Origin of the sequence: Chloracidobacterium sp. D, assembly GCF_018304685.1 — a bacterium.
GTDB classification, from domain to species: Bacteria; Acidobacteriota; Blastocatellia; order Chloracidobacteriales; family Chloracidobacteriaceae; genus Chloracidobacterium; species Chloracidobacterium thermophilum.
In genome coordinates this window covers 2,434,993-2,447,088 of record NZ_CP072634.1, presented here as the reverse complement: position 1 = coordinate 2,447,088, position 12,096 = coordinate 2,434,993, and the positions used below count along the sequence as shown (strand labels likewise).

At 64.9% G+C, this 12,096-nt stretch carries 9 protein-coding genes; 4 read left to right on the top strand and 5 right to left on the bottom strand.

Annotation, left to right across the window (positions count from 1 at the left end; translation table 11 throughout):
- Window positions 1-1,250 precede the first annotated feature (1,250 nt).
- Together J8C01_RS10365 and J8C01_RS10360 are read right to left on the bottom strand one after the other, a co-directional pair.
- Window positions 1,251-2,723 (bottom strand): ABC transporter permease, encoded by a 1,473-nt coding sequence (locus J8C01_RS10365; protein ID WP_211431865.1) that lies wholly within the window; start codon window positions 2,721-2,723, stop codon window positions 1,251-1,253.
- Between the two features lie 9 nt (window positions 2,724-2,732).
- Window positions 2,733-3,404, bottom strand: coding sequence for an ABC transporter ATP-binding protein (locus J8C01_RS10360; RefSeq protein ID WP_211431864.1), 672 nt, complete (start codon window positions 3,402-3,404; stop codon window positions 2,733-2,735).
- Window positions 3,405-3,589: 185 nt separating this feature from the next.
- Here J8C01_RS10360 and J8C01_RS10355 point away from each other — a divergent pair, with 185 nt between their 5' ends.
- Window positions 3,590-4,957, top strand: a complete 1,368-nt coding sequence (locus J8C01_RS10355) for a CobW family GTP-binding protein (RefSeq protein ID WP_014100572.1) — start codon at window positions 3,590-3,592, stop codon at window positions 4,955-4,957.
- A 27-nt stretch (window positions 4,958-4,984) separates the two neighbouring features.
- A complete protein-coding gene (locus tag J8C01_RS10350) occupies window positions 4,985-6,058 on the top strand; it encodes a WD40 repeat domain-containing protein (RefSeq protein WP_211431863.1) in 1,074 nt (357 codons plus the stop codon).
- 768 nt (window positions 6,059-6,826) lie between these two features.
- On the opposite strand, the gene tnpA is transcribed toward J8C01_RS10350, so the two are convergent.
- Window positions 6,827-7,279: an IS200/IS605 family transposase gene (gene tnpA, locus J8C01_RS10345; protein ID WP_211431862.1), complete on the bottom strand. Its 453-nt coding sequence runs from the start codon at window positions 7,277-7,279 to the stop codon at window positions 6,827-6,829.
- 13 nt (window positions 7,280-7,292) lie between these two features.
- The gene (locus tag J8C01_RS10340) at window positions 7,293-8,279 is read right to left on the bottom strand and encodes an energy transducer TonB (RefSeq protein WP_211431861.1); all 987 of its coding nucleotides are present in this window, start codon (window positions 8,277-8,279) and stop codon (window positions 7,293-7,295) included.
- Here J8C01_RS10340 and J8C01_RS10335 point away from each other — a divergent pair.
- Window positions 8,278-9,843, top strand: a complete 1,566-nt coding sequence (locus tag J8C01_RS10335) for an MBL fold metallo-hydrolase (RefSeq protein WP_014100566.1) — start codon at window positions 8,278-8,280, stop codon at window positions 9,841-9,843. The two genes, J8C01_RS10340 and J8C01_RS10335, sit on opposite strands and share 2 nt — an antisense overlap.
- Here the strand turns inward: J8C01_RS10335 and J8C01_RS10330 are convergent.
- Complete coding sequence (locus J8C01_RS10330) at window positions 9,820-10,065, bottom strand: hypothetical protein (RefSeq protein ID WP_014100565.1); 246 nt, start codon at window positions 10,063-10,065, stop codon at window positions 9,820-9,822. The genes J8C01_RS10335 and J8C01_RS10330 overlap by 24 nt on opposite strands.
- A 132-nt stretch (window positions 10,066-10,197) precedes the next feature.
- Here J8C01_RS10330 and J8C01_RS10325 point away from each other — a divergent pair, with 132 nt between their 5' ends.
- Window positions 10,198-12,087 (top strand): tetratricopeptide repeat protein, encoded by a 1,890-nt coding sequence (locus J8C01_RS10325; RefSeq protein ID WP_211431860.1) that lies wholly within the window; start codon window positions 10,198-10,200, stop codon window positions 12,085-12,087.
- Window positions 12,088-12,096 lie beyond the last annotated feature (9 nt).

Below are 12,096 nucleotides of genomic sequence, written 5' to 3'. Positions count from 1 at the left end.
GCTGACGCGACGCGGGAGGATTTCAACCCGGCGGTGTCGTGATTGCCCGCACATACGATGTGGATTTTGGGATACCTACGCCGTGGAACGGAAACCCGTGGACGTAGGCCGTTGGTCGTGGGCTGCAACCGCATTTCTGCCGCGTAGCGGCAACTGAATTTAGCCGTGGGTTTTAACCCACGGATCAAGGTCGCCCACCAATCATTTTCCGTCGCGTCAGCGACGGTTGAATTCCACCGTGGATGTTGATCCGTTGTGTATCCGTAAGGTGGCATTCGCATTCCCGTGTGTGGGAGATGCCCGTGTGGTTTGGTGATATTCAACCGTCGCTACGCGACGGGGGGGGCATTGGGGCGTCCGTGATCCGTGGGTTGAAACCTGTACCCCGGCGTTGAAACGCCGGGCTAAATTCAATCGTCGCTACGCGACGGGGGAGGATTTCAACCCGGCGGTGTCGTGATTGCCCGCACATACGATGTGGATTTTGGGATACCTACGCCGTGGAACGGAAACCCGTGGGCCGTGGAACGGAAACCCGTGGACGTGGGCCGTTGGTCGTGGGCTGCAACCGCATTTCTGCCGCGTAGCGGCAACTGAATTTAGCCGTGGGTTTCAACCCACGGATCGTGGGTTCACCCACGATGGGTTTCAACCCACGGACCGCCGCGCCCCCCAATTTGGTTTCCGTCGCGTAGCGACGGGTGAATGTAAGGCGTGGGCGTCCCGCCCACGTGGACATTGGGCATCACACAATCCGTGGGTTGAACCCACGGCAAAATTCAATCGTCGCTACGCGACGCGGGCCGATGCGGTGCGTTTCCCTACGCGATGGGGACAACCCGGCGACGTGGTGGGTTGGTCACGCAATGATTCAACCGTCGCTGACGCGACGGGTGGATGGGGTTGCCCCAATCCGTGGGTTGAAACCCACGGCAAAATTCATCCGTCGCTACGCGACGACGGGAGGCGTCGGATACCCGTGCCATGGGGCGGAGACCCGTGGGTCGTTGATTGTGGGTTGCAACCGCATTTTTGCCGCGTAGCGGCAACGGAATTTAGCCGTGGGTTTCAACCCACGGATCGTGGGTTCACCCACGATGGGTTTCAACCCACGGATCGTGTCGCCCCCCAATTGGTTCCCGTCGCGTCAGCGACGGATGAATGCCATCCGTCGGGGATTCATGCGGGCGGGACGCCCGCGCTCCCAGGCTTGCGGGCAAGATGCCCGCGCTCCCAGGTGATGCCCACCTTCACTCACTCAAATGCCGCGCCACATTCGTCCGGTATGCCAGCGCCGCTGGCAGCAGCCCCATCACCGCTCCCAGCACCAGTGTCCCGGCAATGACCGCCACCTCAAACGGCACGTAAGCCGTCAGCCACGCCGGCCCGACTTCCAGCCGCGTCCAGCGCCACGGATCAAGCGGCAGCCCGCTCAGGAACTTCAAACTGCTGCCCGCCACTGCCAGCAGAGCATGCCCCAGGAGCACGCCCACCACGCCGCCCAGCGCCGCCGTCATGGCCGCTTCCCAGACCAGCCAGCCGAAAACCGTCCGCCGGTGCGCCCCCAGCGCCCGCAGCACGGCCACTTCCCGCCGCCTCTCGGCCAGTGAGTTGTAAATCGCCACAAGTACCGAAACCGCCGCCACCATGACGACCAGCACGGACATCAGCAGCAGCGCCCGGTCAACCGTCCCTACGATGGTGAACAGCTTCTGCACCTCGACGCCCGGCAGCGCCGCCTGAGCATCCTTGCCCTTGTTGATTTCACGGTGCATCAGAAACAGATAACCCGGCGAGCGCAGCTTGACGATGATCGCCGTCACTTCATCTATGGCCTGTCCCGGTACGCCCACTGCGGCCTGATTTGGTGCGGCTGGGGCTGATGTGGTCTGGCCCGGCAGAACGGCCGGTTTGTCGCCGCCCGGTGTATCGCCAACCGGCGGAGCCGCCGGCTTTTTGCGGTGGTGATGGTGGTGATCGTGATCGTTCCTGTCTTCTGGCCTGTCTTCCGGCGGGCTGCCGGACGGTTCAGCCGGCAGGGCTTCAAGCTGTTCGAGCAGGCTTTTCCCGCCCTTGTCGCGGCTTTCCTGGTGAATTTCATCCACGCTGCCCAGCGAAATGAAAATCACCCGGTCCAGCGGCGTACCGGTTTCGCGCAGGATGCCCACGACGGTAAACGGTGCGTCTTCGTGTTCTTCAGCGGCCGCCGTGTCTTCGACCCCATGCCGCGCCACAAAGGTCTGCCCCAGCGCCAGCCCCGTTTCCCGTGCCACGACGCTGCCCATCACCGCCTCGTAGTCGGCCGCAAACGGACGCCCCTGCGCCACCGCAACCGGCTGCCCGTCCTTGAGCCGCACCAGGGTGAAGTATTCCGGTTCGGTGCCGACCAGCCGGAAGCCCCGGTAGTTATCCCCCAGCGCCAGCGGCACGGCATAGGCCACGCGGTCATCGGCCTTGAGCTTGCGGTAGTAGCTGTATGGCAGGTTGCCCACCGGCACATCCAGGTGAAACACCGTGTTGAGTACAAGCTGCAACGGCGACCCCTTGGCTCCGACGACGAGTTCGTACGACGCCGCCACATTGTCAAAATTCGCCTGCGCCTGCTGGCGCAGCGCCGTAATGGCCGTGACCAGCGCCACCCCCAGCCCGATGGAAAGGGCGGTCAGGCAGGTGGAAAGCCAGCGTTGGCGCAGGTTGCGGTAGATGACCGTCAGAGTGTGCATTGGTGCGCCTCAGTGGACGTGATTGATGTCGGCCAGGCGGATTGTCGTTGGGAACCGGCGCGCCACGGCTTCGTCGTGCGTGACCACGATGAGCGCCGCGCCGATGTCCTGGCACAGGCGCTGCATCAGGTCAATGACGGCATCGCGGTGGCGCGCATCAAGCGCACTGGTCGGCTCATCGGCCAGCACCAGCCGGGGCCGGTTTGCCAGCGCCCGCGCAATCCCAACGCGCTGCTGCTGCCCGGCCGAGAGTTGCCGGGGAAAGTACCGCGCCCGCTCCCGCAGCCCGACGCTTTCGAGCAACGCCAGCGCTTCGGCTGTACCGGCGCGGTTGTCGGCAAACGTCATCCCCAGCAGGACGTTTTCCAGCGCCGTAAAGGCCGGCAGCAGGTGCACCTGCTGGAAGATGTACCCGATGTTGGCGGCGCGGAAACGGTCACGGCTGGCTTCGTCAAGGCGCGTGATGTCCGTATCGCCCAGCCGTACTTCGCCGCTGTCCGGCAGGACAATGCCCGCCACGACGTGGAGCAGCGTCGTCTTACCCGAACCGCTGGCGCCCACCAGCGCGACCTGTTCGCCGGCGGCTACGCCCCAGTCGGGGATGTCCAGCACCGACGTCGGCGGCTCGCCATCAGGACCCGGATACTGCACACGCAGTTGACGTATCTGAAGCAGAGACATGGCTGGGTTGCCGTTCAACATCAGGCTGCACCGCGCCGGGTTGCGACTAGGATTATTCCTAACTACAGTCAGGCTGTGCCGCACTTTACCCAACTTCAGGACGGCTGGCAAAGCCGGCCGTTCCAGAAATTCACGCCGTGGCACTCCGGCCGTGCCGGAAATCCATCCAGGGAGGAACTTCACGTATGTCATCGGCTGGCACACAGGCCGCGCCGCAGCGCGTCCCGGTCACGGTGCTGACCGGTTTTCTGGGCGCCGGGAAAACGACCCTGCTCAACCGGCTGCTCTCCGAACAGCACGGCAAGCGCATTGCCGTCATCGAAAATGAGTTCGGGGAAATCGGGGTGGACCACGAGCTGGTCATCGAAGCCGAAGAGGAAATCTTCGAGATGAACAATGGCTGCATCTGCTGCACCGTCCGGGGCGATCTGATTCGGATTCTGGGCAGCCTGATGAAGCGCCGCCACAAGTTTGACTACATCCTCGTGGAAACGACGGGACTGGCCGATCCGGGTCCCGTGGCGCAGACCTTCTTCGTGGATGAGGAAATCCAGCGCCAGACCCGTCTTGACGGCATTGTGACGCTCGTGGATGCCAAACACGTCTGGGAACACTTCGATACGAACGAAGTCCAGGAGCAGATTGCCTTTGCCGATGTCATCCTCATCAACAAGACCGACCTCGTGGACGCCGCCACGCTGGAGCGCCTCGAACAGCGCATCCGCGCCATGAACGCCACGGCGAACATCCGGCGCACACAGCACGCGAATGCACCCGTCGAAGCCCTGCTGGACATTGGCGCGTTTGACCTCGACCGGGCGCTGGCCGTGGACCCGCAGTTTCTGGAGCCGGAGTATCCCTTCGAGTACGGCGGCCTCTACGCGCTTACGGCCGGCGAGGCGACGCTGGAGTTACAGCCCGGCCCCGACCCAACGCTTGACCTGCTGTTTCTGCCGGCCCCGGAAGGCGCGGACGACCCGCTGGCGGCGCTGACCGACCGGGCCATCGTCCTGTTTTCCGAAGAACCGGAGCCGGTGACGACCGGCCACCGCCTGACGCCCGAACCCCGGCTGCGGCAGCTTCGCCTGGCTGCCGATGGCCCGACGCGCCTGACGCTGGACGTACCCCAGACCGGGCATTACGTACTGTTGACCCAGCATCATCCTGAAGAGTTTGCAGCCGTGCTGCGGCAGGGAGGCAGGGAAGTCGCTCCGCTCCACAGCCGCGCCTACAAGCCCGACCACGAACACGACGCCGAGGTGACTTCCGTCGGCATCAAGCTGCCGGGCGACCTTGACCCCAAGCGGCTCAACGCCTGGATTGGCGAACTGCTCCAGACGCAGGGCCCGGACATCTTCCGCATGAAGGGCATCCTCAGCCTTGCCGGCGACCCGCGCCGGTTCGTCTTTCAGGGCGTCCACATGGTGTTTGACGGACGCCCCGACCGCCCGTGGGGCGCCGAGCCGCGCCACAACGCGCTGGTGTTCATCGGGCGGCATCTTGACCGCGCCGCGCTGGAAGCCGGCTTCCGGTCGTGTCTGGTTTCGTCGTAGTTTCGTTGCAGGGGGGAGGCGGCTGCCGTGCGTTTGCCTTCGATTGCCGCGTTTCTGAAGGGGGCGACCCGCCAGCTTGAAGTGGACTGGCAGGCGGTGCTGGATGATGGCGTCGTGGCGCTGGAATGGGCGCCGGATGGCGGGCATCTGGCGGCCCTGTCGGCGGCCGGGACGCTGACGGTCTGGGACGGCGCAACCGGGGAGCAACGCTGGTCATGCGCGGCGCACCGGACGGGCGGCATGACGCTAAGCTGGTCGGCGGACGGCACGGTACTCGCCACCGGCGGGCAGGACCGGCAGGTGTGCCTGTGGGAGCCAACGACCGGCGACCAGCGGGCGAGCCTGCCGGCGGGCGCGGCATGGGTGGAGCAGGTGGCGTGGAGTCCACCTTACCAGGATGGCGCGCCTGCCGTACTCGCTTCGGCGGCCGGCAAGGTCCTGCGTTTCTGGACGCCCACGGGCGACCTCATCAGCGAGCACGTACGCCACACGAGTACGATTGCCGACCTGCACTGGCATCCGCAGCGCCGGTGTCTGGTGACGGCATGCTATGGGCTGCTGACGGTCTGGACGCCGGGCACTGACCTGCCGGCGGAAGTCTTTGCCTGGAAGGGTTCGCATCTGGCGGTACGGTGGCAGCCGCAGGGGCGGTATCTGGTGGCGGGCGATCAGGACGCCACGGTGCACGTCTGGGATGTGACGACCGGAGAGGACCTGGTGATGTCGGGCTACATGATAAAGGTGCGGGAGTTGGCATGGCATCCGGCGGGGCGGTTTCTGGCGACGGGTGGTGGGGCGGCGGTCACGCTGTGGGATTTTGCCGGAGACGGGCCGGCGGGTTCGACACCGATTGTTCTGGAAGGGCACAGCGGGCTGGTGACGGCGCTGGCGTACTGTCCTGATGGGGGAGTGTTGGCGTCGGGGGCGGAGGATGGGGTGTTGGTGTGGCGTCCGCCGGAGAAGCCCGGCCGGACGGTGTCGCCGGTGGGGCGGTACGATGTGGCGGGTGGCGTGGCATGTCTGGCGTGGCGCAGCGACGGTGTGCGTTTGGCGGTAGGCGGCGCGCAGGGGGAGGTGTTGGTGGCCGTTGTTGCCACGTAGCACCAGGGAACGCGGGCACCTTCCCTGGGAGCGCGGGCGTCCCGCCCGCATGAGTCCCCGACGGATGGCATTCATCCGTCGCTACGCGACGGGAACCAATATGGGGGGCGACGCGATCCGTGGGTTGAAACCCATCCCCCGGCGTTGAAACGCCGGGCTAAATTCAATCGTCGCTACGCGACGGGGGATGATTGTGGGACGCCTCCAACTTGTGATGTGAACGGAATGGCCACCGGAAACCCTGGGAGCGCGGGCGTCCCGCCCGCACAAATCCCCGACGGATGGCATTCATCCGTCGCTACGCGACGGGAACCAATTGGGGCGACGTGATCCGTGGGTTGAAACCCACGGCTAAATTCAGTTGCCGCTACGCGGCAAAAATACGGTTGCGACGACCAACGACCAACCAACGGCCCGCGTCCGCGGATTTCCGACCCACGGCACGGGCATCCGACGCATCCCTCATCGTCGCGTAGCGACGGATGAATCATCACGTGACCAACCCACCACACCGCCGGGTTGGAATCCCCCCGTCGCGTAGCGACGATTGAATTTAGCCGTGGGTTTCAACCCACGGATCGCGATGCCCCCGATGCCCCCGTCGCGTCAGCGACGGTTGAATTTAGCCCGGCGTTTCAACGCCGGGGTATGGGTTTCAACCCACGGATCGCAGACGCCCCCCAACCCCCCCCCCGTCGCGTCAGCGACGGTTGAAATGCCATCCGTTGGATTTATGCGGGCGGGACGCCCGCGCTCCCAGGTTGTTCCTCACCCCCACACATACCGCTCGTCGTACGCCACCTGGTGCTTCTTCAAAAACAACAGATATTCCTCCTGAAACGTCTGCACCCGGTGATGCTCACGCTGGTTCTGAATGTATTTCACCACCTGCGGCACATTGGACCTGCTCACCGAAAACACCCCATACCCGTCCTGCCAACCAAAGTTCCGCAACTCTGGAAACACCTCGTGTATCCAGCGCGACGAATCCCCCTTGATCCGCCTGACAAGCTCCGCCGGCGAAACTGTCGGCGGCGCCATCAGCAGCACGTGAACGTGATCCTCCATACCCCCAATCTGTACCGTCTTTGCTCCCTGCCGGGATGCCACACCCCCCAAGTAAGCCCAAACACGCTGCTCAATTTCCGGCCGAATGAACTTCGTCTGCTGCTTTGTGCTGAAAACAACGTGGTAGAACAACGAACTGTATGTGTTGGCCATAACCCCCTCCACACTACCGGTCATCCGCAGGCGATGACCGAAAGTTGAACGCGGCCACAAACCACGCCGCGACAGGTTTCCCCTGCCGCAAGGCCGGCCGGAAGCGCACCGCCCGCAACGCCTTCTCCACCGCCGCTTCCAGCCCGTACCCTGCCCAACGCACCACTGCCACCTCCCACACCTGCCCGTCCCGGCCAACACACACTTCAACCATTACCGTCGCCGTGACACCCGCCGCCCGCGCCAGTCCGGTCGGCTCCGGGCGCGCCCGCACCAGTGGCACCGGCGCGGTCACGCCGGGCGGCAACACCCCGTCCCGCAAGTCAAGCACCTCGTCGGCACCATCCCCGCCCGCCGCACACCCCATCCCCGGCGTCTGTCCCCGCATCCGCCGCCAGTCCGCTGCAAAACGCTGCGCCGCCGCTTCGATGCCTGCTGCCACCGCCGGCAAAAACCCTTCTTTTCCCTCGATGAAATCCACATGCTCGCTGGCGACAAGCTGCCCCGTACGGGTTTCCACCGCGAACAGATGCAGCGTCCCGCCCACCACAGTCTGTCGGTCGGGGAGGCTGCGTTCGCCCCGTCGCAGCCGCACAAGCACGTAGCCTTCGCTGCCCACTCGCGCCCCAAGCGCCTGCGCCGCCGTACAGGTCGGGTTGAAATCCAGCGGCCTGCCGGCTGGGACTGCCGCAAACACCTGTGCGCGTGGCACTACTTCCAGCCCTTCCCGCGCCAAAGCCTGCTCCAGCGCCGCCAGCAGCCCTTCCGACGTAACACCGCCCACGTCGTCGGCGATGTCGGGCGGCAGAACAGCCACCGTCAGCGGCTCATCCGACACAAACAGCCCGGCCGGAAGCGGCCTGGCACCGGCCGGCAGCGCCCACAGGCAGCCTCCCCACAGCCCAACCAGCAACAACCACAACCAACAATACGTGACGTGGTGCGCCCCAAGCGTGTATTGTGAACGTTGCGGCCACACCGGCGCCCTCTGATTCACCATGACTTCTGTTGTTCCCAAGTACGCATCGGCTGTGATCCTACTGCGCCGGAACGAAACCGGCGACTGGCGCTTTTTCTGGGCCCGGCGCGCCCAGGCTGCGCCCTTTCTCGGCGGCTACCACGCCTTTCTGGGTGGTCGCCGCGACCCGGAAGACGAACAGGTACCCGTACGCCACGCCACCGACCCGGAACACGCCGCCCAGTGTGCATGTGCGGTGCGCGAGGTCTTCGAGGAAGCGGGCATCCTGCTGGCCGAAAGCCGGTTGACTGCGCCCGAAACGCGGCTGGCCGTACGCGCCGACCTGATGGCCGGCCGCCTGACCTTTGCCGAAGTGTGTGCGCGCTTTGCCGTCGAAATTGACGCGCGCCGCCTCATCCCGGGCGGGCGATGGGTGACGCCGGTGGGTGTCCCGCGCCGCTACGACACCACGTTTTTCGTCAGCCGGCTCGACGGCGCGGACGAACCCGAACTCTGGCCCGATGAAATGGTGGACGGACAGTGGGTGACGCCAGCGGAAGCCATGGCCGCCTGGGCGCAGGGCGCGGTGCGGCTTGTGCCGCCAACCCTGCACAGCGTCCGCAGCCTGCTGCGCTGGACGACCGAAGGTTTTGCCGGGCGGGAGGATTTCCAGCGTCTGCGCGAGTTGCTACATGATCATCCTGCCGCTCATGGCGAGCCGCCAGCTTTTATCGAACTGGCGCCGGGGATCGTCACCTTTCCGGTTCGTACGCCGACCCTGCCGCCGGCCACGCATACGAACTGCTACCTGGTGGGCGACCGGGAACTGGTCGTCATTGATCCGGCTTCACCCTACCCCGAAGAGCAGGCACGCCTCGATGCCCATCTGACGTGGTTGGCCGAACAATGTGGTGCGCGGGTGACGGCCATCTGGCTGACCCATCACCATCCCGATCACGTTGGAGGAGCCGCCCACTTGAGCCGGCGCTGGAATGTGCCGGTTGCCGCCCATCCCATCACTGCCCGGCTGCTGGAAGGCAAGGTACAGGTTTCACAGTGGCTGGCCGACGGCGACGGGCAGTTCATCCCGGCGTCGCCGGCCATGGGAAGGTGGAGCACCACACCGCCGGGCTGGCCCGGCTGGCGGCTGCGTGCGGTGTTCACGCCGGGTCATGCGCCGGGCCATCTGTGCTTTTTCGAGGAAACGACCGGCACACTGCTCAGCGGCGACATGGTGGTGGGGCTGGGCAGCGTGCTCATTGATCCCGATGAGGGCGATATGGCGGCATACCTCGCTTCGCTGCGGCGGCTTCAGACGTTGCCGGTGCAACTCATTGCGGGCGGTCACGGGCCGGCGCTGGGCGAGCCGCAGGCAGTTCTGGCGGCTTACCTGGCCCATCGCCAGCAGCGGGAAGAGTCCATTCTGGCAGCCTTGCGTTCCGGGGCGACGACGGTCGCCGATCTGGTGGCCGTGGTGTATGCCGACACGCCGGCGGCGCTGCACCCGCTGGCCGCACGGTCGGTACAGGCGCATCTCGTGAAGCTGACGCGCGAAGGGAAAGTGCAGCAGTCCGGGGGCCGCCTACAGCTTGCCGACGTTGCCTGAACCGGCATACTCGGAGCTGACCACCATGCGAAGCTGCTTGTTCTGTACGGAAACGCCGACGAACCGGCTGCCGCAGACTGGACAATACAGTGGATCGCCCGGCTTGGGCGCGCCCCAACCCGGACGGGTCGGCTTGAAGTGAACGGCCTTGAGTTCGACCGGTTCGGGGCCGACGTAGGTGTAGATTTCAGAGTTGCAGAAGGTGCAGATGACAGGCTTCATGGTTTCTTCATTTTCTTCGACGGAGCCACTTGTTTCAAAGCGGAGAACACAAGTGAAGCCTAGTTTGCGCCAACGGTGGACGGCAATCCGTATCGGCGCATTCATTCGGCGCGGCTTCGTCGGACAGTTTTCATGGTGAACATCCAGAAGTTTGCCGCACATCGGCATTGGCCGTGGCTGCTGGCTGTCGGGCTGGCGGGGTTGGTCTATGCCAACACCCTCGGCAATGGGTTTACGTATGACGACACGCCCATCATCGTCAACAACCCTACCATCCGGTCGCTGGCTGACGTGCCACGCCTGTTTTTGACCGGCTACTGGGAGCACCGGCAGAGTGGCGGCAACAATTACCGTCCCATGTTGGCAACCACGCTGGCCGTGGACTATGCCCTGTGGGGGCTGCATCCTGTCGGCTATCACCTGACCAACCTCCTCCTTCATGCTGCCAACACGGCCTGGGTGTGGTGGCTGCTGCGGTGCTACCGCGCAGCTCCCTGGCTGGCGCTGCTGGCGGCGCTGGTGTTTGCCGTGCATCCCGTACACACTGAAGCCGTGGCGAATGTCGTCGGGCGGGCTGAGCTGCTGGGAATGTGCTTTGGCGGGCTGATGTGGTGGAGCTGGGTGCAGGCGCGCCGGAATGCAGAGCATGCCGGACGGTGGCGCGCCCTGGCGGCAGCGGCCTATCTGGCGGCGATGCTGTCCAAGGAAAACATGGTCGTGCTGCCGGCGGCGCTGTGGTTGGCAGAGGTCTTGCGCGTGCGGCGGCATCTCTGGCGCGCGGGCTGGTCAGCATGGTGGATCACGACGCGCCCTTTCTTCTGGCTGGCCATCCCTTGGCTCCCCTATGCCGGGTTGCGACTCGTGAGCCAGCAGGGGTTTCAGCCAACCGGGGCGCTGTCGGGCAATCCCCTGTATGCCCAAACGCTCTGGGAACGGCTCGTCACCATGGCCGGCGTTTCCCTGGAATGGTATCGGCTGGTGTTTCTGGGGTTTCCCCTCAAGCCCTGGTACGACGCGCACAATCTGGCGCTGACACCGGTCTGGAGCTGGCGCACAGTGCTTGGTGGATTGGTCACGCTTGGTCTGGTTGTGGGGGCCGTGGCGGCCGTGCGACGTTTTCCGCTGCTGACCTTTGCGGTGGGCTTCTGGTTCATCACGCTGGCACTGGTGAGCAACATCATTGCGCCACTGTGGACCCCCCTTGGAGAACGCTGGCTGTATGTGCCGTCTATGGCTTATGTGATTGCCGTCGCTTGGGTGCTGGTCAGACTGGGTGGAATGACCAGCCAGCAGCCGGCAGCCGCCTGGCGGGTCGGCGTCAGTGTGGGCATGGCGCTGGTGTTGTTCATCGGTTATGCCTACGGGACGAGTCGGCGCAACCTCGACTGGCAAAGCGACTGGCGGCTGTTTACGCGCTTTCTGGAAACCGACCCCCAGCATCCGTTGCCTTACACATCGTTGGCCCATGCCTACCAAACAACTGACCCGGTGCAGGCCCGCGCCTACTATGAACAAGCGCTAGCGCAGGCCCCGGACTTCTTTTTGGCGTTACTGGGACTTGCACATCTCGATCTACGCGAAGGACGCTTTGAAGCTGCTCACACAAGGCTGGCCCAGATGGTTGCCAGCAAGCCACCGGAAGTTGTGCCTATTGACGCTGACTGGGGGCTGGTACACGCCCTCTATGCCCGGACGCTTGCCTTGCAGGGCGACACCACCCGCGCCCTGGAACAGATTGCTGAAGCGCGGCGCTACGGGCCGCGGGATGCCCCGACGCTGACGAGCTGCGCCATCGCCTATGTAAACCTTGGTCAGATAGCCGAAGCTGAAGCCATCTTGCGCGAGGCGCTGGATTTGGGTGTGGATACGCCGACGATCCGGTTCAACCTGGGATCCGTACTGCTCCGGCAGGGCCGGACGGACGAAGCGGAGCGCCATTTTGAGGCCGCACTGCGCCTGGACCCGGACTTTGCTCCGGCGCGCCTGGCGCGCGACAAGCTCCATCCGGCAGGCACGCCGTAGCGACATAGA

Coding starts and splice junctions, on each gene's coding strand:
- J8C01_RS10365 (WP_211431865.1), bottom strand. CDS start 2,723: ATGCACACTCTGACGGTCATCTACCGCAACCTGCGCCAACGCTGGCTT.
- J8C01_RS10360 (WP_211431864.1), bottom strand. CDS start 3,404: ATGTCTCTGCTTCAGATACGTCAACTGCGTGTGCAGTATCCGGGTCCT.
- J8C01_RS10355 (WP_014100572.1), top strand. CDS start 3,590: ATGTCATCGGCTGGCACACAGGCCGCGCCGCAGCGCGTCCCGGTCACG.
- tnpA (WP_211431862.1), bottom strand. CDS start 7,279: ATGGCCAACACATACAGTTCGTTGTTCTACCACGTTGTTTTCAGCACA.
- J8C01_RS10335 (WP_014100566.1), top strand. CDS start 8,278: ATGACTTCTGTTGTTCCCAAGTACGCATCGGCTGTGATCCTACTGCGC.
- J8C01_RS10340 (WP_211431861.1), bottom strand. CDS start 8,279: ATGGTGAATCAGAGGGCGCCGGTGTGGCCGCAACGTTCACAATACACG.
- J8C01_RS10330 (WP_014100565.1), bottom strand. CDS start 10,065: ATGAAGCCTGTCATCTGCACCTTCTGCAACTCTGAAATCTACACCTAC.
- J8C01_RS10325 (WP_211431860.1), top strand. CDS start 10,198: ATGGTGAACATCCAGAAGTTTGCCGCACATCGGCATTGGCCGTGGCTG.